This is a genomic window from Streptosporangium sp. NPDC049078, from assembly GCF_040648855.1.
In the GTDB taxonomy this organism is placed as follows: domain Bacteria; phylum Actinomycetota; class Actinomycetes; order Streptosporangiales; family Streptosporangiaceae; genus Streptosporangium.
Genome location: NZ_JBEZEL010000007.1, coordinates 138,681 through 165,491 on the forward strand (window position 1 = coordinate 138,681; position 26,811 = coordinate 165,491).

General features: G+C 71.2%; 24 protein-coding genes. 7 read left to right on the plus strand and 17 right to left on the minus strand.

From position 1 onward, the window contains the following. Positions 1-195: 195 nt before the first annotated feature. The 3 genes from AB0B90_RS13570 (at position 196) to AB0B90_RS13580 (ending at position 3,812) form a co-directional block, all read left to right on the plus strand. Positions 196-1,344: a SpoIIE family protein phosphatase gene (locus tag AB0B90_RS13570; protein ID WP_350948319.1), complete on the plus strand. Its 1,149-nt coding sequence runs from the start codon at positions 196-198 to the stop codon at positions 1,342-1,344. A 17-nt stretch (positions 1,345-1,361) separates the two neighbouring features. Next, positions 1,362-2,264 (plus strand): 5'-3' exonuclease H3TH domain-containing protein, encoded by a 903-nt coding sequence (locus AB0B90_RS13575; RefSeq protein WP_350948318.1) that lies wholly within the window; start codon positions 1,362-1,364, stop codon positions 2,262-2,264. 120 nt (positions 2,265-2,384) lie between these two features. Next, positions 2,385-3,812 (plus strand): RNB domain-containing ribonuclease, encoded by a 1,428-nt coding sequence (locus AB0B90_RS13580; protein ID WP_350948317.1) that lies wholly within the window; start codon positions 2,385-2,387, stop codon positions 3,810-3,812. Between the two features lie 96 nt (positions 3,813-3,908). On the opposite strand, the gene AB0B90_RS13585 is transcribed toward AB0B90_RS13580, so the two are convergent. The 6 genes from AB0B90_RS13585 to AB0B90_RS13610 all read right to left on the minus strand — a co-directional run bounded on the left by AB0B90_RS13585 (position 3,909) and on the right by AB0B90_RS13610 (position 11,191). Further along, positions 3,909-6,638, minus strand: a complete 2,730-nt coding sequence (locus AB0B90_RS13585; protein ID WP_362922657.1) for a DEAD/DEAH box helicase — start codon at positions 6,636-6,638, stop codon at positions 3,909-3,911. A 139-nt stretch (positions 6,639-6,777) separates the two neighbouring features. After that, a complete protein-coding gene (locus AB0B90_RS13590; protein WP_362922659.1) occupies positions 6,778-7,653 on the minus strand; it encodes a YegS/Rv2252/BmrU family lipid kinase in 876 nt (291 codons plus the stop codon). Positions 7,654-7,670: 17 nt separating this feature from the next. After that, positions 7,671-8,609, minus strand: coding sequence for a twin-arginine translocase subunit TatC (gene tatC, locus AB0B90_RS13595; protein ID WP_350948314.1), 939 nt, complete (start codon positions 8,607-8,609; stop codon positions 7,671-7,673). Between the two features lie 58 nt (positions 8,610-8,667). After that, positions 8,668-9,003 carry a Sec-independent protein translocase subunit TatA gene (gene tatA, locus AB0B90_RS13600; protein WP_350948313.1) on the minus strand — a complete coding sequence of 112 codons (336 nt, stop codon included), beginning with the start codon at positions 9,001-9,003 and terminating at the stop codon, positions 8,668-8,670. Positions 9,004-9,281: 278 nt separating this feature from the next. Next, on the minus strand, positions 9,282-10,238 hold the full coding sequence (locus tag AB0B90_RS13605) for a WYL domain-containing protein (RefSeq protein WP_350948311.1): 957 nt from the start codon (positions 10,236-10,238) through the stop codon (positions 9,282-9,284). After that, complete coding sequence (locus AB0B90_RS13610) at positions 10,235-11,191, minus strand: WYL domain-containing protein (protein WP_350948310.1); 957 nt, start codon at positions 11,189-11,191, stop codon at positions 10,235-10,237. The genes AB0B90_RS13605 and AB0B90_RS13610 overlap by 4 nt, the downstream gene beginning before the upstream one ends. 39 nt (positions 11,192-11,230) lie before the next feature. Between AB0B90_RS13610 and AB0B90_RS13615 the strand changes: the two genes are divergently transcribed. Beyond that, entirely contained in the window at positions 11,231-12,346 is a 1,116-nt protein-coding gene (locus AB0B90_RS13615; RefSeq protein WP_362922662.1) for a DUF3866 family protein, read from the plus strand. Here the strand turns inward: AB0B90_RS13615 and AB0B90_RS13620 are convergent. The 8 genes from AB0B90_RS13620 to AB0B90_RS13655 all read right to left on the minus strand — a co-directional run bounded on the left by AB0B90_RS13620 (position 12,292) and on the right by AB0B90_RS13655 (position 19,695). Next, on the minus strand, positions 12,292-12,768 hold the full coding sequence (locus AB0B90_RS13620) for a DUF3291 domain-containing protein (protein WP_350948456.1): 477 nt from the start codon (positions 12,766-12,768) through the stop codon (positions 12,292-12,294). The two genes, AB0B90_RS13615 and AB0B90_RS13620, sit on opposite strands and share 55 nt — an antisense overlap. 32 nt (positions 12,769-12,800) lie before the next feature. Further along, the gene (locus AB0B90_RS13625; protein ID WP_362922664.1) at positions 12,801-13,442 is read right to left on the minus strand and encodes a transcriptional regulator; all 642 of its coding nucleotides are present in this window, start codon (positions 13,440-13,442) and stop codon (positions 12,801-12,803) included. A gap of 276 nt (positions 13,443-13,718) precedes the next feature. Further along, entirely contained in the window at positions 13,719-14,672 is a 954-nt protein-coding gene (locus tag AB0B90_RS13630; RefSeq protein ID WP_350948307.1) for an FKBP-type peptidyl-prolyl cis-trans isomerase, read from the minus strand. Positions 14,673-14,768: 96 nt separating this feature from the next. Further along, positions 14,769-16,127 (minus strand): Pup--protein ligase, encoded by a 1,359-nt coding sequence (gene pafA, locus AB0B90_RS13635; RefSeq protein ID WP_350948306.1) that lies wholly within the window; start codon positions 16,125-16,127, stop codon positions 14,769-14,771. A 161-nt stretch (positions 16,128-16,288) separates the two neighbouring features. Beyond that, complete coding sequence (locus AB0B90_RS13640; protein WP_362922666.1) at positions 16,289-16,918, minus strand: hypothetical protein; 630 nt, start codon at positions 16,916-16,918, stop codon at positions 16,289-16,291. Between the two features lie 415 nt (positions 16,919-17,333). Further along, positions 17,334-18,134, minus strand: coding sequence for a proteasome subunit alpha (gene prcA, locus AB0B90_RS13645; protein ID WP_350948304.1), 801 nt, complete (start codon positions 18,132-18,134; stop codon positions 17,334-17,336). A gap of 25 nt (positions 18,135-18,159) precedes the next feature. Then, the gene (gene prcB / locus AB0B90_RS13650) at positions 18,160-18,978 is read right to left on the minus strand and encodes a proteasome subunit beta (RefSeq protein ID WP_350948455.1); all 819 of its coding nucleotides are present in this window, start codon (positions 18,976-18,978) and stop codon (positions 18,160-18,162) included. Between the two features lie 507 nt (positions 18,979-19,485). Further along, the gene (locus AB0B90_RS13655; RefSeq protein WP_329079325.1) at positions 19,486-19,695 is read right to left on the minus strand and encodes a ubiquitin-like protein Pup; all 210 of its coding nucleotides are present in this window, start codon (positions 19,693-19,695) and stop codon (positions 19,486-19,488) included. A 229-nt stretch (positions 19,696-19,924) separates the two neighbouring features. Here AB0B90_RS13655 and AB0B90_RS13660 point away from each other — a divergent pair, with 229 nt between their 5' ends. From AB0B90_RS13660 to AB0B90_RS13670, 3 genes are all read left to right on the plus strand, one after another. After that, positions 19,925-20,329 carry a hypothetical protein gene (locus tag AB0B90_RS13660; protein WP_350948303.1) on the plus strand — a complete coding sequence of 135 codons (405 nt, stop codon included), beginning with the start codon at positions 19,925-19,927 and terminating at the stop codon, positions 20,327-20,329. Positions 20,330-20,541: 212 nt separating this feature from the next. Continuing rightward, entirely contained in the window at positions 20,542-21,336 is a 795-nt protein-coding gene (locus AB0B90_RS13665; RefSeq protein WP_350948302.1) for a serine/threonine-protein kinase, read from the plus strand. A gap of 215 nt (positions 21,337-21,551) precedes the next feature. Beyond that, entirely contained in the window at positions 21,552-22,439 is an 888-nt protein-coding gene (locus tag AB0B90_RS13670; protein WP_350948301.1) for a serine/threonine-protein kinase, read from the plus strand. Between the two features lie 219 nt (positions 22,440-22,658). On the opposite strand, the gene AB0B90_RS13675 is transcribed toward AB0B90_RS13670, so the two are convergent. The 3 genes from AB0B90_RS13675 to AB0B90_RS13685 all read right to left on the minus strand — a co-directional run bounded on the left by AB0B90_RS13675 (position 22,659) and on the right by AB0B90_RS13685 (position 26,797). Next, positions 22,659-23,981, minus strand: coding sequence for a cobyrinate a,c-diamide synthase (locus tag AB0B90_RS13675; protein WP_350948300.1), 1,323 nt, complete (start codon positions 23,979-23,981; stop codon positions 22,659-22,661). After that, positions 23,975-24,577 carry a cob(I)yrinic acid a,c-diamide adenosyltransferase gene (gene cobO / locus AB0B90_RS13680; protein WP_350948299.1) on the minus strand — a complete coding sequence of 201 codons (603 nt, stop codon included), beginning with the start codon at positions 24,575-24,577 and terminating at the stop codon, positions 23,975-23,977. Before cobO ends, AB0B90_RS13675 begins: the two co-directional genes overlap by 7 nt. A 93-nt stretch (positions 24,578-24,670) precedes the next feature. Then, entirely contained in the window at positions 24,671-26,797 is a 2,127-nt protein-coding gene (locus tag AB0B90_RS13685; RefSeq protein ID WP_362922669.1) for a VWA domain-containing protein, read from the minus strand. Positions 26,798-26,811: the final 14 nt, after the last annotated feature.

The following is a 26,811-nucleotide window of genomic DNA, read 5'->3' on the forward strand; positions in this document are numbered from 1 at the left end:
TACAATCTGTTGAAGTACGATCACACTTTGTTGGCAAAGTATCCATAAAGCCACACATCGAGAGCGAGCTACATGGTCGGCGTAGTGGGCGGCCACCAGCCACCCCTCCACCCACGAAACGACCAGGTGACCGGTCCGGCCTCATCGACCGCCGCTGAGACGGCACAGCGGTCACGCGGTGAACCGGACGAGCACATGGCCGTTGAGCGACACCTCCTCACCGCACGCCTCGCGCACGCGGAGCGCATGGGTGAGATGGGCTGGGCCGAGTGGGATCTCCAGACCGGAGAGTCCACCTGGTCCGATCAGGCGTACACCATATTCGGCCGCGCCCCCGGCGACGGCCCGATCCACCTGCGTGACCTGGTCGGTCACGTCGAGGCGGCCGACCGGCCCGACCTCGACCGGCTGCTGTGGTCCGTCGTGCACCGGGCCCAGGCCGGGGAGGCCGAGTTCCGCATCCGCCGCCGCGGTGAGCTGCGCCACCTGCGCGCCGCGCTCGACCCCGTCGTGAGCGACGGGCATCTCAGCGTGCACGGCGTCGTCCAGGACATCACCGGCCGCCGCCGCGCCGAGCGGATCATGTCGGAGTCGCGCAGCAAGCTGCTGCGGATCCGTGAGCAGGTCGCGGAGGAGCACGACATGAGCGTGACCCTGCGCGAGGCGATCATGCCGGGCCTGGGAGACAGCATCGACCTGCCGCACGCGCGCATCGCGGTCCGCTACGTCGCGGCCGGGGTCGACCCCGGCCTGGGCGGCGACTGGTACGACGCCGTTCCCCTCGCCGACGGCAGGGTGCTGCTCGCCATCGGCGACGTGTCCGGACACGGGATGCCCGCGATCTCCCAGATGGCCCAGCTGCGCCACGCCCTGATCGGCCTCGCGATGACCGGCCACTCCCCCGCCAGGCTGCTCGCCTGGCTCAACGACCTCGTGCTGCACCGGATGCCCGAGACGACGGCGACCGCGGTCGTCGGCCATCTCGACCCGGACACCAGGACGTTCACCTGGGGGCAGGCGGGGCACCCCGCGCCGATCCTGGTCCGTGAGGGGACGGCCACCCAGCTCGACCCGCCCGCCGGGGTGCTGCTGGGCGCCACCCCTGACGAACCGTACGAGACGGCCGGGGTCGAGCTGCGGGAGGGTGACCTCCTGCTGCTGTTCACCGACGGGCTGGTGGAGCGGCGCACCCGCGACATCGACGAGGGACTCGCGCTGACCATGGAGGCCGCGGCCCTGCTGCGAGGAGACCCGGACAACGGGCTCGACCGGCTCATCGAGGTGATCGGCGGCCCCAACCCCGAGGACGACACCTGCGTTCTGGCGATCGGAGTGCTCGGCTGATTGGTTAAATGGTCGCCATGCCCGGCCTGATGCTCCTTGACACCCCCTCGCTGTACTACCGCGCCTTCTACGGCATCCCCGAGTCGATGACCGCCCCCGACGGGATGCCCGTCAACGCGGTGCGCGGCGTCATCGACATGATCGCCATGTTGGTCCGGCGGCACTCCCCCACCGAACTCGTCGCCTGCATGGACGCCGACTGGCGCCCGGCCTTCCGGGTGGCGGCCATCCCGACGTACAAGACCCATCGGCTCGTCGAGGGCGGTGCCGAGGAGACTCCCGACACGCTCGCCCCGCAGGTGCCGGTGATCGAGCGGGTGCTCGACGCGGTGGGCATCGCCCTCGTCGGTGTTCCCGGCTACGAGGCCGACGACGTGATGGGCACGTTCACCACGCGCGCGAGCGGTCAGGTCGACGTCGTCACCGGCGACCGCGACCTGTTCCAGCTGGTCGACGACTCCCGGCCGGTCCGGATCCTCTACACCGCGAGGGGGGTCAAGAACCTCCAGCTGGTCGACGAGGCCGCCGTCACCGAGAAATACGGTGTCCCGGGCCGCTCGTACGCCGACTTCGCCACCCTGCGCGGCGACCCCAGCGACGGGCTGCCGGGCGTGCCGGGGGTGGGCGACAAGACCGCCGCGGCCCTGATCACCCGGTTCGGCTCGCTGGAGGCGCTGCTGCGGGCCCTCGACGGGGGTGAGGGAGGGGGCGACCTGACCGCCGGGCAGCGCGCCAGGCTGTCGGCGGCCCGCGACTACCTGCGGGTGGCCCCCGAGGTGGTCCGGGTCGCCCGCGACGTCCCCCTTCCCGAGGTGGACATCGCGCTTCCCGCCAAGCCCCGTGATCCGGAGGCGCTCGCCGCCCTGAGTGAGCGCTACGGCCTGTCCGGGCCGCTGGAGCGCCTGACCTCGGCGCTCTGACGGCTCGTCCCCCGCCTTCCCGCCTCCGACCTGCTCTTCCGCCGTGCCGATCAGCATGCCGATCACCGTCGCCCCGACCGGCCGGTGAGCAGTCCGCCGCGAGCCGGTAGGTTGCTCCCTGTGCCTCACAAGAGCATCCTGGTGCCCGAAAGGGCCCATCCACGGCTCGGCGACGGTTTCGAGCGGATCCGCCGTGAGATGAAACTGCCCGACGGATTTCCCCGGGCGGTGATCGACGAGGCCGAGTGGGTCGCCGAGGTGCCCGCCCTGCCCCGGCTGGACCGTACCGACCTGCCCCTGATCACCATCGACCCTCCGGGCGCGATGGACCTCGACCAGGCCGTGCATCTGGAGGAGCGGTCCGGCGGCTACCGCGTCTGGTACGCCATCGCCGACGTCGGGGCGTTCGTCAGGCCCGGTGGCGCGATCGACGCCGAGGCCCGCCTCCGCGGCGAGACGGTCTACCTGCCCGACGGGCGCGTGCCGCTGCATCCGCCCGTCCTGTCAGAGGGTGCCGCCAGCCTGCTGCCGGGGGTGACCCGGCCCGCCGCGCTGTGGTGCGTCGACCTGGACGCCGAGGGCCTGATCGTCGGCGCGGACGTGAGCAGGGCACTGGTACGCAGCCGCGAGCGGCTCGACTACGACTACGCGCAGGCCGCGGTCGACACCGGCACCGCCGACGGCACTCTTCGGCTGCTGGCCGAGATCGGCCGGCTCAGGCTCGCCCAGGAGCGGGCCAGGGGCGGCGTGACGCTGCCCACCCCCGACCAGGAGGTCGTCCCGGAGAAGAACGGCTACCGGGTCGAGTTCCGCGCCCCGCTCGCCGCCGAGGCGTGGAACGCGCAACTCTCGCTGCTGACGGGCATGGCCGCCGCCTCCATGATGCTGGACGCCGAGATCGGCCTGCTGCGGGTGCTGCCGCCCGCCCCCGCCGAGAGGATCGTCCAGGTCCGCCGGGTGGCCGCCGCGCTGGGCGTGCCCTGGCCCGAGGGTGCCGGGTACGGCGACGTCGTCCACTCCCTCGACCCGAGGATCCCCGAGCAGGCCGCGTTCCTGCAGGAGTCGACGGTGCTGCTGCGCGGCGCCGGATACGTCGCCTTCAACGGCGAGCCGCCCGCGCAGGCGGAGCACGCCGCCGTGGGGGCACCGTACGCGCACGTGACCGCTCCGCTGCGCCGCCTCATCGACCGCTACGCCACGGAGATCTGCCTGGCCATCGCGGCGGGCGAGCCGGTGCCCCAGGAGATCCAGCGGACCATGGGCGAACTGCCGGAGATCATGCATGCCACCGGGCGCCGCGCGGGCGGCGTCGAGCGGGCGTGCGTGGACCTGGTGGAGGCATTCGTCCTGCGCGAGCGGGTGGGCCAGACGTTCGACGCCGTGGTGATCGACGTGGCCGAGGACCGGCCGTGGGGTCAGGTGCAGGTCACCGACCCCGCGGTGGTGGCCCGCTGCGACGGCGAGGGGCTCCCGCTGGGAGAGGCCGTACGCGTGCGGCTGACACGCGCCGACCCGGCCACCCGCGAGGTCCGCTTCAGCCTGGCCTGACCCGCTCCCGGACTCGCTCAAGGTCCCGCGAAGCCCTCCACCGGGCCTCCGCGACCGGGTTTCCGGCCGCGGAGGCCGCAGGCCGGCGGCAGGAGCTCAGGTCAGGGACGAGTAGGCCACCACCCCGCGCCGCAGGGCGTCCATCGACTTGCCCGCGGTCTGCTTCACCTTGCTCCCCGCCGGGGCCGCGTCGGAGATCTGACCGAGGAGGTCGAGCAGCTGCTTGGTCCAGCGGACGAAGTCTCCCGCGGCCAGTTCCGCGCCGGGCACGCCGTCACGGAGCACGGCGTCCAGGCTGTGACCCTTGGCCCAGCGGAAGGCCGCCCAGGCGAAGCCGAAGTCGGGCTCCCTGATGAACGACAGGCCGTGATCGCTCTCGATCGAATCCAGCTCACCCCACAGGCGCACCATGTCCGCCAGCGTCTTCTGAGCCGCTCCCGCGGGGAGCCTGGGCTGGCGGGCGTCGTCGGCCTGCCGCGACTCGAAGACCAGCGACGACACGCACGCGGCCAGCTCGGCCGGGTCCAGGTTGTTCCAGAGTCCCGCGCGCAGGCACTCGGCGGTCAGCAGGTCCAGCTCGGTGTAGAGCTGGGCCAGGCGGCGGCCCTCCGCGGTGACGCTCTCACCGTCGAGGTAGCCGAGCTGGTCGAGCACCCCGCAGACCTTGTCGAAGGTGCGGGCGATGACGTGGGAGCGGCCCTCGACCCTGCGGCGCAGGCCCTCGGTCTCGCGGAGCAGCTTGTAGTAGCGCTCGGCCCAGCGGGCGTGGTCCTCGCGCTCGTCACACCCGTGACAGGGATGCCGGCGGATCTCGGTGCGCAGCCGGTTGATCTCGTCGTCCTCCGCGGCGTGGTCGCGTGCCCGCACGGGCTTGCCGAAGTCACGGTCGCCGATCTTGGCGTGCACCGAGGAGACCAGGTTGGCCCGCTCCTTGGGCGAGCGGGCGTTGAAGTTCTTCGGGATGCGCAGGTGCTCGACCGGCTCGACCGGGACGGGAAAGTCGGCCGGTGACAGCTTCTTGACCTGCTTGCCGATGGTCAGCACCAGCGGGGAGGGCCCCTCTCCCCGGGAGTTGAGGCCGGGGTCGAGGACGACGGCCAGACCGGCCCTGCGCCCGCCGGGCACCCTGATGATGTCACCCGGCTTGAGCGCCTCCAGCGAGCGCAGCGCCTGCGTCCTGCGGGCCGCGCCGCGCCGGCGCGACAGCTCGGCCTCCCGGTCGGACAGGGCCCTGCGCATCGCGGCGTACTCCTCGAAGTCGCCCAGATGGCAGGTCATCGCCTGGCGGTAGCCCTCCAGGGCCTCCTCCGCTCGGCGCACCTGCTTGGCGATGCCCACCACGGCCCGGTCGGCCTGGAACTGCGCGAACGAGGACTCCAGGAGGGTCCTGGCCCGCTCCCTGCCCACCTGGCCGACGAGGTTGACGGCCATGTTGTAGGAGGGACGGAAGCTGGAGCGCAGCGGGTAGGTGCGGGTGCTGGCCAGGCCGGCGACCTGGAGCGGGTCGGTGCCCGGCTGCCACTGGACGACCGCGTGGCCCTCCACGTCGATGCCTCGGCGCCCGGCCCGTCCGGTGAGCTGGGTGTACTCGCCGGGGGTGAGGTCGGCGTGGGTCTCGCCGTTCCACTTGTCGAGTTTCTCGATCACCACGGAGCGGGCGGGCATGTTGATGCCCAGCGCGAGCGTCTCGGTGGCGAACACGGCCTTGACCAGGCCCCGGGTGAACAGTTCCTCGACGACCTCCTTGAAGGCGGGGAGCATCCCCGCGTGGTGGGCGGCCAGGCCGCGCTCCAGGGCGTCGCGCCACTCCAGGTAGCCGAGCACACCCAGGTCCTCGTCGGGCAGGTGCGCGGTGCGCTCGTCGACGATCTGCCGGATCTCGTGACGCTCGGCGTCGGTGGTGAGCCGGATGCCGTCGTGCAGGCACTGCATGACGGCGGCGTCGCAGCCCGCCCTGGAGAAGATGAACGTGATCGCGGGCAGCAGGGCGTCGGCGTCCAGGCGCTCGATGGCCGCGGCACGGTCCGGCGGACCGTTCCTGCGAGGCCGCGAGTAGCCGCGGCGCCCCCTGCCGTACGCCTGGCGCTCCTCGTCCTTGGCGATGCGCAGGAGGTTGGGGTTGATCTGCGGGCGCCGGTCGTCGTCTCCGGTGACGAACAGGTCGTAGAGGCGGCTGCCGACGAGCATGTGCTGCCAGAGCGGGACCGGGCGGTGCTCGTCGACGATGACGCTGGTGTCGCCGCGGACCTCGCCCATCCACTCGCCGAACTCCTCGGCGTTGCTGACCGTGGCCGACAGGGCGACCAGGCGCACCGACTCGGGCAGGTGGATGATCACTTCCTCCCAGACCGCGCCGCGGAACCGGTCGGCGAGGTAGTGGACCTCGTCCATGACCACGAAACCGAGCCCCGCCAGGGTGGAGGACCCGGCGTAGAGCATGTTGCGCAGCACCTCGGTCGTCATGACGACGATGGGAGCCTCGCCGTTGACGCTGTTGTCGCCGGTGAGCAGGCCCACCTTGTCGATGCCGTATCGCTTGACCAGGTCGTTGTACTTCTGGTTGGACAGCGCCTTGATCGGGGTGGTGTAGAAGCACTTGCGGCCCTCGCGCAGGGCGAGGTGCACCGCGAACTCGCCCACGACGGTCTTGCCCGAGCCGGTGGGCGCCGCCACGAGGACTCCGTCACCGGCCTCCAGGGCCCGGCAGGCGTCGAGCTGGAAGTCGTCCAGCTCGAAGTCGTAAAGACCGCGGAACGAGGTCAGCGCCGGCCCGCTCTCGGCCTGGCTCTGACGGAAGGCAGCGTATCGTTCCGCTGGGGTCGTCATGGCTCCAGCCTACCGATATCGGGATTCCGGCCCGTCCCCCTTCTCCCCGGATCCCGTCGATCGCGCGGGCCACTCCGGCGGGCCGTCCGGGCGGCGCCGCACGGTCCTCGTCCAGGACCGTCGGCGTACGCCGGTGGCCCTAGACGAGGACCGCCAGCGCGCCGGGGACGATCTCGCATGTCAGCGGGGTGGGGCCGATCCGCTCGCCGTCGGCGTAGGCGATCACTCCCTGGGCCTCCAGGGTCACCCGGCGGGCGCGGAGCATGGTGACGGCGGGATGGGCGCCGTGGGAGCCCCGGTAGACGCGGGGGAAGGTGCGCAGGAACTCCATCTTGGGGATGGCCCCGAGGATCGTCACGTCCAGCAGGCCGTCGTCGGGGACCGCGCCGGGGCACACACGCATGCCCGCGCCGTAGGAACGGGTGTTGCCGACCGCGACGAGCATCGCCTCACGCTCGACGATCTCGTCGTCCAGGCCGATCCTGAACGGGATGGGCCGGAAGGAGCGCAGTTCCTCGGCGAGGGCGACGAGATATCTCGCCATACCCGGCGGCCAGGTCATGGTGTTGGCCCGCTCGTTGACCCGGGAGTCGAAGCCACAGGCCAGCACCCCGGCGAACCACTCGTCCTCGCCCGCCTTCACGGCGTCGACCGTGCGCACCCGCCCGCGCAACACGGTGTCGGCCGCGGCGAGCGGCGCCTTCAGCGGGATGCCGAGCGCGGCGGCGATGTCGTTGCCCGTGCCCACGGGGATGACGCCCAGCGGCACGCCGCTGCCCGCGACCGCCTGGACGGCGAGGTGGACCAGGCCGTCGCCGCCGAAGGCCACCAGCGCCTCCGGCTCCTCGGCGACGGCCGTGCAGGCGCGTTCGAGCGCGTCGGAGGCGGAGTCTCCGAGGATCACCGAGACCTCGCGCCCGCCCTGCCGCAGGCGGTCGAGCACCGGGGAGAGCAGTCCCCGGGAACGGCCGCCGCGGGCGGCGGGGTTGACGAGGACTGCGATCTCTGCGGGCACAGACCGGAACTTATCCGCTATTTGCCGGGATCGGTGTCGGTCGTTCTCGAATCGATAGGAGCCGGTTCGTCGACCGGGGTCACGGCGCCCACGGACGAGATGTCGTCGTCGAGCGAGGAGGCCTCGTCGTCGGAGAGGTGGGAGAAGTCCTCACCCTTGGGTTGTCTTCTCTCCCTGAGATACATGAACCCCTCGGCCAGGCCGAACAGCAGCACCATCGGCAGAGCGAGCGCGATCATCGTGAACGGGTCGCCACCGGGGGTGGCGACCGCGCCGAAGACGAACATGAGGAAGATGACCATGCGGCGGTGCTTGGCCACCAGCGAGCGCGGCAGCACCCCGATGATGTTCAGGAACACCATGAGCAGCGGCAACTCGAAGGAGATGCCGAACACGATGATCATGATCAGCGCGTAGCTGAGATACTCGTCGATCGTGAGGCCGACCACCGATCCCGGCGGGGCGAAGCCCAGCAGGATCGACAGGCCCGTGTCCATCACGAAGTAGGCCAGGGCGGCGCCCGCGAGAAACAGCGGGACGGCCAGCACCATGAACAGGATCGAGTAGCGCTTCTCGTTGCGGTACAGGCCCGGGGTGACGAAGCCCCAGATCTGCCAGAGCCAGATCGGCGAGGAGACCACGAGGCCGAACATCGCGGCGACCTTGAGGTTCACGAAGAAGGAGTCGAAGACGCCGAGGATCAGCATCGTGCACTGACCGGACCGCAGCTCCTGCGCCTGCGGGAGCCCACAGTAGGGCGCCGACACGAACTGCCAGATCGGATCGAAGAAGATGAAACCGACGATGGTGCCGGCGACCAGGCCGAGCAGGGCGATGACCAGCCGGTTACGCAGCTCGCGCAGGTGCTCCATGAGCGGCATGCGACCGTCGCCCGCCTCTGCGGGCGACGGTGCCGCCCCATTCCGGCCCGATTTGGGCCACTTCAGCAGCGCCATTCGCGAATCCTGGGGTGACGAGTCGAGTGATGGGGGTAGATCTTCAGGCTACCGCCGATCACTGCTGCTTGGGCGCTCCGGCCTGGGCGCGCAGCCGGGCGGCCTGCTCCTCGAGGCGGCGGGCCTCCTCCTCGACGCTCAGCGCGGGAGCCGGAGGCTGCGTCGCCGCCGGGATCGACTGCGGCGCCGGGGCGGCGGGCTGGGGCTGCGCCTGGACGACCGTGGCGGTCGCGGTCTCCGTCTCGTCCTCGTCGCGGAGCTTGGCGGTCTCCGACTTGAAGATGCGCAGCGACCGGCCGAGCCCGCGGGCGGCTTCCGGCAGCTTCTTGGCACCGAAGAGCAGCACCAGGATCAGGCCGATGATGATCAGCTCAGTGGGTCCGAGGTTGGGCATTACACATCCTTACGCCGGGCGACGTGCGGTCTTTGCCTCCGATCGTACGCTCCCCCGGCGGCAGACTCATCCCTTTGGCCCCGCGCGATCGCCGTACGCTCGCCGAACAGGACCCGAACGGGCTCCAGTCTCCCCTCCGTCCGATCGACCTCACGGCTCAGCGCGGCGGCCGCGCGCAGCACGCGAACGGCGAGGAAACCCAGCAGGGCAAGCCCTCCGAAGGCGAGTGAGACCGCGGCGATGATCCAGCTCATGTCGGGAGACTCCGGCTTCGTACGTCAGGAAAGCGACTCATAACGATTCAGCGCGGCGGTGGCCGCGGCCCGGACACTCTCGTCCAGCGAGGCCGGAGAGACCACCCTGCCGGTGTCCCCGAGGCGCAACGCCAGGCGTACCAGCCACCCCTGGTCCCTGGCCCGCAGGGCCACCCGCACCCGGCCCTCGCCGAGCTCGGTGACCCGCTCGCACGGGTAGTACTCGGCGACCCAGCGGCCCGCGGGGGTGAGTTCGAGCTCCACCAGCTCGTCGGTCGGCGAGGGCCGGAACACCCCGGGCGTCACCTCGTCGGCCACGGCGTCCGCGGGCGGGTCGGCGGGCACGTCGAGCACGTCGACGGAGAGCATCCTGTCCAGCCGGAACAGCCGGACCGCCTCGGCCCGGTAACACCAGCCCGACAGGTAGGGGCGGCCGTCCACGACGACCAGGCGCATCGGGTCGACCTCACGCGGGGTGATCTCGTCGCGTCCCGGCACGTAGTAGCGCAGCGACAGCCGTCTGCCGCGCCGCAGCGCCTCGTTGACGACGGGCAGCGCGTCGGGCGCGGCGTCGACCTCCACCGCGACCTGGCTGCTGACCGCCGCGGCGCCCTCGCCCGAGGCCCGCTCGAACTTGGCGATGACCCGGGCCAGCGCGTCGCGCTCGCCGAACTCCGGCATCTCGGCGAGCAGGCGCAGGGCGACCAGCAGGGCACTGGCCTCGTCCACGCCCAGCCGCAGCGGGCGGGCGATGGTCTCGGCGTTGTCGATGACGATCTCCCCGCCGTCCCACGACACGTCGATCAGGTCGCCGGGGGTGTGGCCGGGCAGCCCGCACATCCACACCAGCTGCAGGTCGTCGATGAGCTGCTTCTCACTCAGCCCGAAGATCTTCGCGACCTCGGGCACCTGGGCCCCGGGGTGCGACATCAGGTAGGGCACCAGTGCGAGCAGCCTGGGCAGGCGGTCGGCCGTGCTCACGCGAGAGCTCCCTTCAGGCGGCAGATGACCGCGTCACGGGCGTCCGGGGGGCCGACGACCTCCGCGTCCGCGGCGAAACCCACGATCCATCCGGCCAGCCTGCCGGGGTCGGTGAAGTCGACGTCCAGCTCGTCCCAGTCCTCGCCGGCGGGCCGCACCGCCTTCGCCACCTGGCGCAGCCCCTGGCAGGTGTCCCGCCTGACCCGGATGAGGGCGGTGCGCTCGCGCACGGCGGCGTCGCTGTAGACGACCATGGACTTGATGTCGACGTCCTCGGGCACCACCACCGAACCCGGGCGGCCGAGGGTGGTGACCGGCCCGCTGATGCGGCTGAGCCGGAAGACCCTCGGCGCCTCCCGGTCGCGGTCGTGGCCGACCATGTACCAGCGGCCCCGGCGGCTGACGACGCCCCACGGCTCCACCGTGCGGGTCAGCACGTTCTGGCTCGCCGCCGCCCGGTAGGCGAAGCGGACCGCGCGCCGGTCGCGCACGGCCTCCCACAGCGCGGGAAAGGACGGGTCCTGGGTGTCGACACGCAGCTCCAGCGCGCCGCCGAGCACCCCGTGGGCCTCGTCGGTCTGCACACCCCCCGCGCGCAGCTTCAGCAGGGCCCCGCTGGCCGCCTCGGCCAAGCTGGCCCGCTGCCACACCTGTGCCGCCAGGCCGACCACGGCGGCCTCGTCGGGCTCCAGGGTGATCTCCGGCAGCTCGTACGCCGAGCGGACGATCCGGTATCCGGGATCCTCCTCCCACGGGTCCTTGTGGACCTCGATCGGGATGCCTATCTCCCGCAGCTCGTTCTTGTCCCGCTCGAACATCCGCTGGAAGGCCTCGTCGTTGTCGGCGTCGTAACCGGGCACCGCCTGGCGGATGTGCTCGGCACTGAGCGGCCGCCGCGTGGCCAGCAGGCAGATCACGAGATTGAGCAGCCGCTCGGTCTTCCGGCGCGACATCCGGCCTCCTTCCTGTTCGAGTGACGCTACCCTTCCCCCGTGATCAGATGGCGCAGGGGCGAGGTCGTACGGATCCGGCGCGAATGGCCGGGGGCGATGGAACTCGACGTGACCACCGAGGACGGTGAGGCGCGCGCGCTCGCCTACCCGGCCCTGGTGGGACGTCCCGAGCCCGGTGACGTGGTGCTGCTCAACACGACCGCGCTCGCGATGGGTCTCGGTACGGGAGGTTACGCCATGGTGGTGGCTGTCCCCGACCGTTTGCCACAAGATCCTCAAGGCCCCGGACACCTGGTGAAGGCACGCTACACCCCGTTGCAGGCCACCGTCCTCGGCGCGGACGAGCAGGATTCGCCCTTCCACGAGGTCCTGCGCGACGCGGACTCCGTGGACGGCATGCCGGTGATCGTCGCCGACCTGCACTCGGCCCTGCCCGCGATCCTCTGCGGCCTGTACGGCCAAAACCCCCCGCAGCCTGGCGAAACTCAGAAAACCGACGGCCCGGAGCGCGGCAGACCCCTCAGGGTCGCCTACGTGATGCTCGACGGCGGCGCGCTGCCCGCCTGGTTCTCCATGTCGTGCGCACGGCTACGGGAGACCGGCTGGCTGTGCGGGGTCGTCACCGTGGGCCAGGCGTTCGGCGGCGACGTGGAGGCGGTGACCCCGCACACGGGTCTGCTGGCGGCCAGGCACGTCCTGGAGGCCGACGTCGCGATCGTCACCCAGGGACCGGGCAATCTGGGCAGCGGCACCCGCTGGGGTTTCTCCGGAGTCTCGGCCGGCGAGGCGGTCAACGCCGCCGCCGTCCTGGGAGGCCGCCCGGTGGCGGCGCTGCGGGTCAGCGAGGGCGACCTGCGCGAGCGCCACATCGGGGTCTCGCACCACTCGCTCACCGCCTACGGCCGGGTGGCGCTCACCCCGGCCCACGTCGCCGTGCCCGTGCTGCCCGGCGACTTCGGCAGGCGGGTGGCCGAGCAGTCACGCCCGCTCGCCGCCCGCCACGAGCTGGTCGAGGTGCCGGTGGACGGTCTGTACGAGGCGCTCCAGGGATCTCCGGTGCGCCTGTCGACGATGGGCCGGGGTCTGGACGAGGACCTCGCCTACTTCCTCGCCTCGGCCGCCGCCGGGCGCCACGCGGCCTCGCTCCTGTCGTAGAAGTCCTTGAAGGTGAAGGCCTCCGGGGTGGGGCCTTCGGCCCTCAGCCTCTCCAGACGCTCCATCCCCTCGGGAAGGGTCGGCTCGTACCCCTCGGGGATCCACCACATCACCGAGTACGGCTGCGCGATGCGCAGGAACCACTCCCTGCGCCGCTGCAGGAACGCCAGGTGGTCACTGCGGTAGACGTACTCCCACAGCGCGTCACGCGACCGCCACACGGAGTAGTTGATCAGCAGGTGGTCGCCGTACATGTGCTCGACCGTGTCCTCGGGACCGTCACCCCCCTTGAGGCGCCACACGAAGCCGGGGTCGGCCTCGGCCAGCCGGTTGAGGGGTTCGAGGCCCGCCATGAAGGAGGCGAGTTCGGGGGAGTCCTTGGGCGCGCGCATGTGGGCGACGTTCATCTGGGCCAGGTGCATGGGCACAGCAGATCATCCACGGTCCTTCTATGTCAATCTTCATTATTTTTAGAAAAGGCGACGCAGCACTCCCCGGGCCGTGGGTCCAGCCTGGCCGTCGAGGCGTCCTGACCGAGCGCGTCGAGCACCCCCCGGCACAATCCCAAATTCACCGAGCAGACCAGCAGCGGATGCTCCTCGGCGGGCACGTGGAACGGGCAGTTGCGCAGCCGCACCCGGCCGTCCTCCTCGTAGGGCTCGTATCCGCGTCGCCGCAGCACACCGGCGAGGTCCTCACCCTGCTCGGCGAACCGGGCTCCCGCACGCCGGGCCACCTGCTCGGCCCTCTCGTCCCCGCCGAGCGACTCGACCGCCTCCGCCAGCACCAGGGCGAGGGTCCGGTAGTCCCTGGCGGGCACGTTGACCTGCCACTCCCCCCGCGCCCTGCGATACACCTTCGCCGGCCTGCCGCTGCCGGGCCCCGTCCGCTCCGTCAACCGCCGGAACCCGCTCTCGAGCAGGCCCGCCTCGACGAGCCTGTCGAGGTGGAAGGCGGCCAGGGTCCGCTGCACCCCCACCGCCTCGGCCGCCTCGTTACGTCCCACGTCATGGCGCTGGAAGGCCACGTAGTCGTAGACGGCCCGGCGCACCGGGTCGTGAAGTATCGCCACCGTGTCGAGATCGTCGCCGCTCACAGGCGGATTGTAGGCCGAGGTCGCGGACTTCACGCCTCCGCCCGTACGGGACCCGGCGGGCGGGAACGCGGCCGCCCTTTCCTGGACACGAGACCGGGCGGACGACGCCGACGCCCGGTCCTGACCTGGACCTGGCCTCGGCCGAGCCCTGAACCGGAAAAGCTCGGAGCCCGGCCGTACGCGTACGGCCGGGCTCCGTGATGGGACGGCTCGCACCGGCGGCGGCCCGGTGGGCCTCCGCCGGAGGCGGAATGTCAGATCAGCCGGTCAGCGGGCTCAGTAGGCGCCCAGCACGTCGACCAGGAAGACCAGGGTGTCGGTGCCCTTGATCTTCTCGCCGGAGCCCTCCTTGCCGTAACCGAGGTCCGGCGGGATGCTCAGCAGCACCCGGCTGCCGACCGGGACACCGACCAGACCCTGGTCCCAGCCCTTGATGACCTTGCCGGTGCCGATCTGGAACATGATCGGCTGGGCACCGCGGGACCAGCTGCTGTCGAACTCGGCGTCCGAACCCCAGATCTTCCCGGCGTACTGGACCAGGATCGACTGGCCGGACTTGACCTCGGGGCCCGTGCCCTGGATCACGGTCTTGGTGACGAGCTCCTTGGGAGCCTTCTTCTTGGTCTTGGTGGTGAGCTTCGGCGCGGCGTCGCCGGCCGGGTTCTCCACCGTGACACCGTCGAGACCGGGGTCGGTCGCGGTGCCCTTGGCGGCCTTCTCCTGGGGGACGCCCACGACGTCGACCACGAAGACCTGCGACTGGCCGGGAGGGGCCTGCGCCTGCTGCTCGGCGGGCAGCGCGTCCTTGGCGACGACCGACATGAACCTGCCGCCGCCCTTGGTCTCGGCGAAGCCCTTGCGGAGGATCTCCGGGACCTGCTCGTTGAGCGTGATGACCTGCGGCCCGCCCTCGTCGTAGGTCGAGCCGGCGAGCTTGTTCTCCTTGCCGTCCCAGGTGAAGACGGTGAAGTTGGCGATGACGCTGGCGCCGGGCTTGGCGGCCTCCCCCGTGGTGCCGGGGGTGAGCACCTTGTAGGAGGAGGTCTCGACGACCTTCGGCGGGAACGCGACGGTCGGCTTGGCGCCCGCCTGCCCGGTCACCTGCAGCTCGGTGACCTCGCCCGCGCTGGCGGAACTGGAGGCGCCGGTGGCCGCGCCTCCGTCGGAGCCGCATGCTGCGGCGAATATCAAAGGCACTGCGGCCAGTACGGCCATGCTGCGGCGGCGCATAGGTATCCCTCAAGCAGACGTCAGGTTCGCGCAACATTACCCGTCCCGGCGTACGGAGGAGGTAAGGCCGGGAACGAGCTTGCCGAAGTATGACCGTCACATTCCGGCGATGAGCTTGTCCACCCTCTCGTCGACGCTACGGAAGGGGTCCTTGCACAGCACGGTGCGCTGTGCCTGATCGTTGAGCTTCAGGTGCACCCAGTCGACGGTGAAGTCGCGGCGCTTCTCCTGCGCCTTGCGGATGAACTCACCGCGCAGCCGGGCCCGGGTGGTCTGCGGCGGCACCGACTTGGCCTCGAAGATCTTCAGGTCGGAGGCCACCCGCTCCACCGCACCGCGCTTCTGCAGCAGGTAGAACAGGCCACGGCGGCGGTGCACGTCGTGGTAGGCGAGGTCGAGCTGAGCCACCCTGGGGCTCGACAGCGGCAGGTCGTACTTCTGGCGGTAGCGCTCGATCAGCTGGTACTTGGTCACCCAGTCGATCTCGCGGGCGACCTTGTCGAGGCTGCCGGTCTCGACCGCGTTGAGCGTGCGCTCCCACAGCTCCAGCACCCGGTGGCTGACCTCGTCTCCGCCGCGGCGGTCGACGAAGTCACGGGCCTTGGAGAGGTATTCCTCCTGGATCTCCAGCGAGGACGCCTCCCGGCCGTTGGCCAGCCGCACCCGCCGCCGCCCGGTCATGTCGTGGGAGACCTCCCTGATGGCCCGGATCGGGTTCTCCAGGGACAGGTCGCGCATCACGGTGCCCGCCTCGATCATGCGAAGCACCAGGTCGGTCGCGCCGACCTTGAGCAGCATGGTCGTCTCGCTCATGTTCGAGTCGCCGACGATGACGTGCAGGCGGCGGAACCGCTCGGCGTCGGCGTGCGGCTCGTCACGGGTGTTGATGATCGGACGCGACCGGGTGGTGGCGCTGGAGACGCCCTCCCAGATGTGCTCGGCCCGCTGGGAGACGCAGTAGACCGCTCCACGCGGGGTCTGCAGCACCTTGCCCGCCCCGCAGATGATCTGCCGGGTGACCAGGAACGGGATCAGCACGTCCGCCAGGCGGCCGAACTCGCCGTGCCGGCCGACCAGATAGTTCTCGTGGCAGCCGTAGGAGTTGCCCGCCGAGTCGGTGTTGTTCTTGAACAGGTAGATGTCGCCGGCGATCCCCTCCTCACGGAGGCGTTTCTCCGCGTCGACGAGGAGGCCCTCCAGAATGCGCTCGCCCGCCTTGTCGTGGGTGACGAGCTCCACCACGTTGTCACACTCGGGGGTGGCGTACTCGGGGTGGCTCCCCACGTCCAGATACAGGCGCGCCCCGTTGCGGAGGAAGACGTTGCTCGATCGGCCCCAGGAGACGACGCGGCGGAATAGATAACGCGCTACCTCGTCGGGTGACAGCCGCCGCTGCCCCCTGAACGTGCAGGTGACGCCGTACTCGTTCTCAAGCCCGAAGATGCGACGATCCATTGCCTCACACTATTCGCCGAACCCCTCTCGTGGGAGGGATCATGGGGTTTTCGGTCGTACGGCTTATGCCCCAGGCTGTGAGCGCCTAAGCGCGGACGCGCCCCGCGCCCGGTTCCCGCCGGGCGCGAGTGGCGCGAAGGCGCCGGGATCGACGGCCTCGATCAGCCTCCGCCCTGCCAGAAGATCTCGACAACCTTGGTGATCCTGCCGTTCTCCGTGGTGATCAGGGCCGGCCGGTGGAGGCCCTCGACCCCGGTCAGCGAGGCGGCCTCCCTGACGTTGTCGATCAACGTCTGACGGGTGCAGCTCTCGCTGCCGAGGTTGGTGGCCTTGTCGTAGGTCTGCGTCGTGTTGTCGCAGCCGCTGTCGGCGAGAAACAGCACGTCCTCGGCGATGGGCGCCAGGTAGCGGACCACGTCGCCTTCCTCGGGGCCGTCGAAGTGACCGTCCTCGCCACCGCGCTGGACGAAGCGGATCGGCCGGTACTCGGCCACCCCGTTTTCGTCCACGTCGGTGAGCCAGCCCCTCAGGACGCCCTCGAAGGGCGGCGGACGCCCCTTGCTCCAGTCGTGTTCCGGAGCCGCCTGGAACTCGGTACCGAAGAGCTCGGGGACGGCCGCGGCGGAGCCCGGGGTGGGGGTCGGCGCGCCTGTCGAGGGAGCGGGCGCGGAGGAGGACGCGACCGGCAGGGGGGCGGAGGAGGAGTCCGCGGCGCAGCCTGACGCCAGCGCCACGGCCGCGAGCAGGGCCAGCGCCACACCGGGCCGTCGAGGAGCCGCGAGGGCGGTCATATGAGGGGCGGATCCGGTCCGGATCCGGGAGGTGTTGTTCACACGGAGTGTGACCAGCGTGGAGCGGGACCGGTTGTCCGGAGACGATGTGATCCAGGACACACCGCAGCGACACCCGTTCCCGCCTCGCCGGGAGCTGTGTTCCCGGCGAGGCGGAACGGGTGTCGCGGGGTGTCGTGAGGTGTCGTCCGGCGCCGGAGCGCCACTTGCCCGCGCCGGGCTTTTGCGCGACACGGACCACGGGGTGCCGCTGACCGGCCCGTCCGGCGCGGGGGACCGTGCTGCCACCGTTCTCAGGCGTCCCGCAGGAGAAGGCCTGCCTTCCGGCGTGGGGGTGCCGTCCTGCAGAGGACGGCACCCCCACGCCGGGCGGTCAGACCACCCGGCGCGGCACCGGCGTCGCCCGCGGACGCGGTCAGCCGCTGGATCCGGTGTCGATGTCGCCGTCGGGCGCGGTCGGCGGGGCGCCCGGCGTCTCGGGGGCGGAGAGGGGGTTCTCGCCCCCTGCCGTCTTCTCGCCCCCGGCCACGGGGGCACCTTCGGCCAGCAGTCGCTCCAGCCTGGGGCCGTTGAGCCGCAGGAACTTGCGGTGCGGGCGGTTGCGGTCGAGCACCGCCACCTCCAGCTGGTTCGCGGGGAAGCGCTCGCCTCCCGGCTCGGTCAGCGCGAACAGCGCCGCCTCCAGCGCCTCGGTCAGCGACAGGCCGTCGCGGTAGCGCTCCTTGAGACGGGCCGCCACCGTCTCGGCCTGGCCGCCCATGGCCACCAGCCCCGCCTCGTCGAAGACCGAGCCGTCGAAGGTCAGCCGGTAGATGTGGTCCTCGTCGGAGGAGTCGCCGACCTCGGCGACCACGATCTCCACCTCGAACGGCTTCAGCGACTCGGTGAAGATCTGGCCGAGGTTCTGCGCGTAGAGGTTGGCCAGGCCACGGGCGGTGACGTCGTCGCGGGCGTAGGTGTAGCCGTTGATGTCGGCGTATCGGATGCCGCCGAGGCGCAGGGCCTCGAACTCGTTGTAACGGCCGACCGCGGCGAACCCGATCTTGTCGTAGATCTCGCTGATCTTGTGCAGGGCGCGGGACGGGTTGGGAGCGACGAACAGGATGCCGTCCTCGTACTGCAGGACGACGACGCTACGGCCCCGCGCGATCCCCTTGCGCGCGTAATCCGCCTTGTCCCGCATCTGCTGCTCGGGCGAGACATATCCAAAAGGCATGGACACCTGGGGTGATCCTCTCGTGTTAGCGCAGCGGGGCGGTGGGGCCGTCGGGGTGGTCGGCCCGGGACTCGACCACGACCCGGACGAGCTCTCCGACCTCCTCGTCGGGAAGCCGGCGGTATCCGTCGGCGGTGATCACCGCGACGACGGGCCAGATCTTGCGGGTGATGTCGGGGCCGCCGGTCGCCGAGTCGTCGTCGGCCGCGTCGTAGAGTGCGTGGATCAGCGTCAGCACGGTCTCCTCGGGGGAGGAACCCTCGCGGTAGAGCTTCTTCAGAGCACCTCGCGCGAAGATCGAACCGGATCCGATCGAGTGGTAGTGGTGCTGTTCGTAGGGACCGCCGCCCACGTCGTAGCTGAAGATGCGGCCACCGTCGACATCGGGGTCGTAGGCGGCGAAGAGCGGGACGACCACGAGCCCCTGCATCGCCATCGGCAGGTTGCCGCGGATCATCGTGGCGAGCCGGTTGGCCTTGCCCGTCACCGAGAGCGTGCGGCCCTCGCGCTTCTCGTAGTGTTCGAGCTCCACCCGGTAGAGGCGGGCCATCTCGATGCCCGTGCTCGCCGTCCCCGCGATGCCCAGGCCCGAGTGGTCGTCGGTGCGGAACACCTTCTCCATGTCACGCTGGGAGATGATGTTGCCGGAGGTCGCCCGGCGGTCTCCCGCGATCACCACGCCACCGGCGCACATCGCCGCGACGATCGTGGTGGCGTGCGGGATGTGATCGCCCACCGAGGTCCCCAGGACCTCGTTACGGCCAGGCAGCAAGTCCGGCGAATGGGACCTGACGAACTCGGTGAACGAGGAGCTCCCGGTGTCGGTAAAGATGTGATTCACCATGCCGGCGGGCAGGTCCCTGTGAGATCCCACGCGACTCCCTCCAAAGGTGCGGTCCTTTAAGGCCCGACCTTACTCATCTTGCCGTGCTGCTTGCACTTCCCTGGATCAGCTCAGCGCGAACCACACTCCGCCGGGCTTTTGAATCTTTACGGATGATCGGCTCCGGTCACCGGATCTCGCGCCGATCCTCCCCGGGGCACGGCGAACACGACGGGGTCGCGAAGATGGCGAAGGCCCGCCCGGAGCGAGTGGGAGGCGGGGTGGTGGCCGTGGCACGGCTCTCTATTCCCTCCGGGAACATTCCCGGAGGGCCTCCCCTGGTCGGCTCAGCGTGTTCGCGGCGCTCGGAGGCGGAGCACCCAACAGGGCGCTCCCGGCGGGGTGCGGCCGCACGTCACCCGCCAGCCGGGCCCGGCGGGAGCCGAGCCGGGCCCGCGGTCAGAACGGGTCTCCCGGCTCCCCGCCGGATCCGTCCTCACCTCTGACCTTTGACTCCGACGGACGAACCTACTGTCCGCCCTTCTGCACGTAACTCCTCACGAACTCCTCTGCGTTCTCCTCCAGCACCTCGTCGATCTCGTCGAGGATCGCGTCGACGTCGTCGGAGAGCTTCTCGTGACGCTCCTGAACGTCGGAGGTCTCCGCCGGGGCGGTCTCCTCGACCTCCTTGTCGGTCCGGCCGGTCTGCTTCTGGCCGCCGGTGTCCTTGCTTGCCATGTGTGGCACCTCCACCTGGGGGACGGATCTGATTCATATCTTCCCCGAACCGGGCGACATTGCGCGCGGATCATCCCGCGATCTTTGCGGGAGCCCGTACGGGCCGCGCCGAACTCCCCTCCGTCAGGGGACCTCACTCCCGGGGCCCGAGGTGAAATCCGCCCACCTTGACTGGATAGCATCTCTATCCAATAATCGGATAGCACCACTATCCAAAGAAGAGGGCCCCATGTCACCGTCGTCGCTGAGCACAGCCGGAACACTCCTCATCACCGTGCCCGCCGTGGCCTTCGGCGGGGCCTCCCTGCTCGCGCACATCATGCGCGGCGTCCCCGGCTACCTGGACAACCCGGTGCGTCGTGGCCTGTGGCGGGCCGGCCACGCGCACGCGGGCGTCCTGGTGCTCCTCGCGCTCGTCGCCCTGCTCTACATCGACCACACGGATCTGCCCGGCGGCCTGAAGGACCTGACGCGGATCCTGATCGTGGCGGCGCCGATCCTGATGCCCCTGGGCTTCTTCCTGTCCGTCGTACGCCCCTCCGACACGAAACCGAACCGGCTGATCTGGCTGGTCCCCGCGGGCGGGGTGGCACTGGGAGCGGGCACGCTGATGCTGGGAATCGGCCTCCTCTGAACCTCCACGAATCCCCACGAACCCCGCAGCGACGCTCCCGGCCGCGCCTCGATCTCCGCCGGCGCCTCCGCGTCCGCGCACGAGCGCCCCGCGGCCCCGCATCGGTTCGTGTGAGCATCATCACCCACCGGATCCAGGCGAATTCGCCGCCCAAGGGAGATCGGGAACGTTCCAGGTAGGTCTTCGCGACCGAAAACTGCGATCATTGGGGGGTGAGCACCATCATCGCGCGCAGGTACAAGCTCGTCTCACGCGTCGGACAGGGGGCGACCGGCGTCGTCTGGCGTGCATACGACCTGCTTCTGGAGCGAGAGGTGGCCCTCAAGGAGATACTTCTGCCACCCGGGCCCGCCGCGGCCGAGCAGCGGCGGCGGGTGGTCAGGGAGGCTCGCATGGCGGCGCGGCTGAGCCACCGGGGCATCGTGACGGTGCACAACCTCACCGAGGAGTCCGAGCGGCTCTGGATCGTCATGGAGTTCCTGGAGGCGCTGACGCTGCACGACACGCTCGTACAGGCGGGCCCGCTCCCGGTGGATCTCGTGGCGGCGATGGGGTGCCGCCTGCTGGAGGCGTTGCGGCACGCGCACGACGGCGGGGTGATCCACCGCGACATCAAACCCGCCAACATCATGCTGACCGGTGATCGCGTGGTGCTGGCCGACTTCGGCTTCGCCGCGCCGGAAGGGGCGGCGACGACCTCCACCCGGGGCACCCCGGCCTTCATCGCGCCGGAGGCGTTGCAGGGCAGGGGCGGCACCCGCGAGGCGGACATGTGGTCGTTCGGCGCGACGCTGTACATGGCGGTGGAGGGCAGGACCCCGTTCCGCACGGTGAACTCGATGGCGGCGCTGGTCGCGGCCCTGCGCGAACCGCCGCGCGCGCCGAAGCGGGCGGGCGCCCTGGAGCCGGTGCTGCGGGGGCTGCTGCGCAAGGATCCGCGAGCGCGGCTGAGCGCCGAGCGGACCTCGAAGATGCTTGAGGACGTGCGCTGCTTCAGCGCGGCCTGAGGCCGTTCACGAACGTTTCCGAAACGCTTTCACCACCCTCGGGAACGGTTTTCCGGAATCCGCAAACGGGCTTTACGGGCGTGAAATAAGACGACATCAAGCCCACGCGCCTAAATCGTTACAGAGAATCACCCTAGGTAATCACCCGGTGCATCGTTCCAGATGGAAATATGAATCAGCTGAGGTGCCCGGCTTCTATGTGCAGCAGGTGATTCATGGGAACAGGTGCGAGGAAGGCACGCTTACTGGGTGATCGCTATCACCTGGCCTCGCCGATCGGGCGGGACGGTGTGGGCACGGTGTGGCGGGCCCACGACTCCCTGCTCAGGCGGAACGTGGCGATCAAGGAGATCCAGCCTCGGTTCACCGAGGACGGGATGGACATGCACGACGCACGGCGGTGGGCCCTGCGCGAGGCGCGCTCGGCCGGGAGGCTGAACCACCCGGCGGTGATCTCCGTGCACGACCTGCTCGAGGAGGACGGGCGGCTCTGGATCGTCATGGAGTTGCTGGAGGCCCTCACACTCAAGGAGACCGTGCGGCACCTGGGCCGCCTGCCGATCCACTGGGCGGCGTGGATCGGCTTCCAGTTGCTGGGCGGGCTGCGCCACGCGCACGGGGCGGGTGTCCTGCATCGGGACATCAATCCGCGCAACATCCTGCTCACCGGCGACCGGGTGGTGCTGGCCGACTTCGGCGTCGCGGCGCTGCACGGCGATCCGGGCGACTCCACGACCGTACCGTTCGTCCATGTCCCCTCCTTCGTCGCGCCGGAGCGGCTGCGGGGCAGTCCACCGACCCCGGCGAGCGACCTGTGGTCGCTCGGTGCGAGCCTGTACTTCGCGGTGGAGGGTCGCCCTCCGCGCCCCACCTCCCGCACGCCGGCGCAGCGCCCTCCCGTGGGCGGCGGGTACGAGGATCCGGCGACGCCGGCCGGAGTGCTGTGGCCCGTCCTGGAAGGGCTGCTCCGGCGCGACCCGGCTGCCCGCATCAGCATGGGACAGGCGGGCCGCATGCTGTCGGCGATCCTCCACACGGAGGGGGTGGCGCTGGCCCCGCCACGGCTGCCCGCGGCCAGGCTGCCACCGGACGCCTTCGCCTAGGATCTCGCGGCGTTTCACCGGATGTTCGAAACGGGGAAAAGCGTCCTTCGTCTCCTCTTCCGCCGGGCGATCCCGGGTTTCGTGAAATCGGGCCGTCCGGCGGAGCGCGCTTCTCGAATAAATGGACACAAGGCCGCGGATAAAGGCCGGTGGAGGTAACGGGAAGGCCGGATGCCGGGATTTCCGGCTCACGAACCGGCTCGAACCGCGGGGGGGTTGTCAGACGGCCGGGACCCGGCGGCAGGCCTCGACGAACCTGGAGGCCAGATGGGGACTGCCGGCCCAGTGCAGGTGCAGGTAGGAGGCGGTGATCCGGTCGTCGGCGAACCCGTCGGCGCCACCGCGCCAGCGGAACAGCGGCCGGTCGGGGACGGGCTCGACCGCGGTGCGGTGGAACTCGTGGCCCCGGTAGCGCTCGCCGTCCCTGGTGAGCGGCGAGTCACGGACGGCCACCGCGTCGCGGTAGCCGAGGGTGAGAGTGCCGGTCATCCTGGCCTCGACGTCGAGGAGCCCGCACATCGGCCTGCCGTCCAGACTCCTGGAGAGATACAGCAGGCCCGCGCACTCGGCCGAGATCGGCCCCTCGAACGCGGCGACCTGGTCGCGCAGCGGCTCGTTGGCCGACAGCTCGGCCGCGTGGACCTCAGGGAAGCCGCCTCCGATCACGATCCCGCGAGTCCCCTCGGGGAGGGCCTCGTCGACGAGCGGGTCGAAGGGGACGATCTCGGCTCCCGCCGCCGCCAGCAGCTCGGCCTGCTCGGTGTAGCCGAAGGTGAAGGCCCGCCCTCCGGCGACCGCGATCCTCGTGACGGGAGCGGCGGGCGGTCCGGGAGTCCACGGGACGGCGGGCAGCGGCGGCGCGCCGCGGGCGAGTCGCAGGAGTTCCTCCAGGTCGCAGGAGGCGGCGACCAGGTCCGCGACGGCGTCCAGGGCACCGGCGGCCTGGGGGCGGCGCTCGGCGACGGGAACCAGGCCCAGGTGCCTGGAGGGGGCGGTGACGGCGTCGCTGCGACGGATCGCCCCGAGCACCGGGACGCCGCTCTCGGCGAGCGCCTCGCGGCAGACGGCCTCGTGCCGCTCGGAGCCGACCCGGTTGAGGATCACTCCGCCGAGCCTGATCCGGGTGTCGTAGGAGGCGAACCCGTGCACCAGCGCCGCGACGGAGCGGCTCTGCCTGGCGGCGTCCACGACCAGGACCACCGGGGCCCCGAGCAGCCTGGCGACGTGCGCGGTGGAGGCGAACTCGGTGGAGCCCGCGCCGTCGTACAGGCCCATCACGCCCTCGACGACCGCGATGTCCGCCCCCGCCGCGCCGTGCAGGAAGAGGGGGGCGACGAGGTCCTCCCCCACCAGGAACGGGTCGAGGTTGCGTCCGGGGCGGCCGGTGGCCATGGCGTGGTAGCCGGGGTCGATGTAGTCGGGCCCCACCTTGTGCGGGGACACCGCCATGCCCCGGCGGGCGAGGGCCGCCATCAGGCCGGTCGCCACGGTCGTCTTACCCGCTCCTGAGGCGGGGGCCGCGATCACGATCCGGGCTACCATTCGATGCCCTTCTGCCCCTTCTGCCCCGCGTCCATGGGGTGTTTGATCTTACCCATCTCCGTGACGAGGTCGGCGGCGGCGAGCAGCCGGGGGTCGGCGTCGCGGCCGGTGACGACGACGTGCTGGCTTCCCGGCCGTCCGCGCAGGGTCTCGACCACCTCCTCGACGTCGATCCAGCCCCACTTCATCGGGTACGTGAACTCATCCAGCACGTACAGGCGGAACGTCTCGGCGGCGAGGTCGCGTCTGATCTGCTCCCAGCCCTCGCGGGCGTCGGCGGCGTGGTCCTCCTCGCTGCCGGGACGCTGGATCCAGGACCAGCCCTCGCCCATCTTGTGCCAGGAGACCGGCCCGCCCTCACCGGAGTCGCCGAGCACCCGCAGCGCCCGCTCCTCTCCGATGCGCCACTTGGCGGACTTGACGAACTGGAAGACCCCGATCGGCCAGCCCTGGTTCCAGGCGCGCAGGGCCAGACCGAAGGCCGCGGTGGACTTGCCCTTGCCCGGTCCCGTGTGGACGATCAGCAGCGGCCGGGTGCGGCGCTGTCTGGTGGTCAGGCCGTCCTCGGGCACGCTGACGGGTCTGCCCTGCGGCATCGTCGCCCTCCCCTCACTGTCGTGTCACTGTCATCCGGCACCGTCATCTGGTACGGCCTTCTCGCCGTACTCACCGGCCTCGGACCTTCGCGGTCACGCGGCGCCGCGCCTCTCCCGGACCATCCCGGCCAGGTCGGTGAGTTCGTCGAGGCGTACGGTCTCCGCGCCCATCCTCGCCGCCAGGGAGGCGGCGAGGCCGAGGCGCACGGGCCCGCCCTCGCAGTCGACCACCACGCCCGCCACCCCGGCCAGCAGTCCCGCCGCGCGCTGGGACTCCTCGGCGGTTCCCGAGGTGGTCCGCCCGTCGGTGACCAGGACCACCAGCGGGCGTCTGGACGGGTCGCGCAGGCGTTCGACCCTGAGCACCTCGGCGGCCCGCAGCAGACCGGCGGCCAGCGGGGTCCGGCCTCCGGTGGGAAGCTCGCGCAGCCGGGCCGCGCCGGCCTCGACGGAGGAGGTGGGCGGCAGGACCAGGTCGGCACGGGCGCCGCGGAAGGTGACGAGCCCGACCTTGTCGCGGCGCTGGTAGGCGTCGAGGAGCAGGCCGAGCACCGCTGTCTTGACCGCGCGCATGCGCTGCCTGGCGGCCATCGAACCGCTCGCGTCCACGACGAACAGCACCAGGTTGCCCTCGCGGCCCTCGCGGACCGCCTCCCTGAGATCGCCGCGGCGCAGCAGCAGTCCTGGCCCGTTCCTGCCCCGCGCGACCTGGTACGGGGCGGCGGCGCCGATGGTGGCCCGCAGGTGGAGGGAGCCGGTGTGGCCCTCGGGGACCCTGGCGCCCGTGGTACGGCCCAGGGGTGTCCTGGCGCGTGACCGGCGCCCGGGAGCTCCGGCGCCGACGCCCGGGACGGTGAACAGCCTGTTCCCGCTCCCGGGCTCGGCGTCGACGATCTGCTCGCGGGCCGGTGCTCCCCCGGTCGCCTCCGACGGTTCCCGGGGTTTCGCGGCCTGAGCCTCCCCCGCCTCGGCGCCGGGGGTGTCCCGGGCGTCGGCGGCCCCGTGCGGGGAGGCGTCCCCGCCGTCGTGCCCTCCGGAGCCGCCCGGGTCGTCCGAGGTGGCGTCCCCGGCCTCGGAGCCGCCGGATACGGGTTCCGGGCCTCCCTCGTCTCTGCCGGGATCGGGGCCGCCGGGGTCGTCCGGCCCCTGGGGGCCGTCAGGATCGGGTCCGGGGTCGTCGGGGATCCTGTCCAGGAGATCCTGGAGCCTGGACTCGTCCAGGCCTGGCGCGTCGAAGGGGTCACGGCGACGGCGGTGCGGGAGCGCGAGCCTGGCCGCCTCCCGGACGTCGTCGGCGGTGACGGAGGTGCGGCCCTGCCAGGCGGCGTGCGCGATCGCCGCGCCGGCGGTGACCAGGTCGGCCCGGAGCCCGTCCACCTCGAAGCCCGCGCAGACGGTGGCGATCTTGAGCAACGCCGCCTCCGGCAGGACGACCTGGGCGACCCCGGCTCGGGCCTCGGCGATGCGCGTGGCCAGCGCCCGATCCTCGTCCGACCAGGCGGCGGCGAACGCGGCGGGGTCGGCCTCGAAGGCCAGACGGCGCCGGACCACCTCCGCCCGCTGGGACGCCTCCCGCGAGGCCCTTACCTCAACGGTCAGCCCGAAGCGGTCGAGCAGTTGCGGGCGCAGCTCCCCCTCCTCGGGGTTCATCGTCCCGACCAGCAGGAACCGGGCGGCGTGCCGTACCGACACCCCCTCGCGCTCGACGTAGCAGGTGCCGAGGGCCGCGGCGTCGAGCAGCAGGTCCACCAGGTGGTCGTGGAGAAGGTTGACCTCGTCGACGTACAGGACACCCCGGTGGGCGCCCGCGAGGAGACCGGGTTCGAAGGATTTCACGCCCTCGGTGAGGGCCCGCTCGATGTCGAGGGAGCCGACGAGGCGGTCCTCGGAGGCGCCGACGGGCAGCTCGACCAGGCGGGCGGGTCTGATGGACCGGGCCGCCGGCCCCTCGGGGGCCCCGTGTGACCCGTGTGACCCGTGTGGCCCGTCGGGGCAGCCGGGGTCGGGGGCGGCGGGGTCGCAGGAGAACCGGCAACCGGTCACCACCTCGACAGGCGGCAGGAGAGCGGCCAGCGCCCGCACGATCGTGGACTTGGCGGTGCCCTTCTCCCCTCTGACCAGTACTCCCCCGACGCGGGGGGAGACCGCGTTGAGGATCAGCGCGAGTTTCAGGTCCTCCAGCCCCACGATCGCGGTGAAGGGATAGCGGGGGTTGCGCACCTTGGGATCTCCTT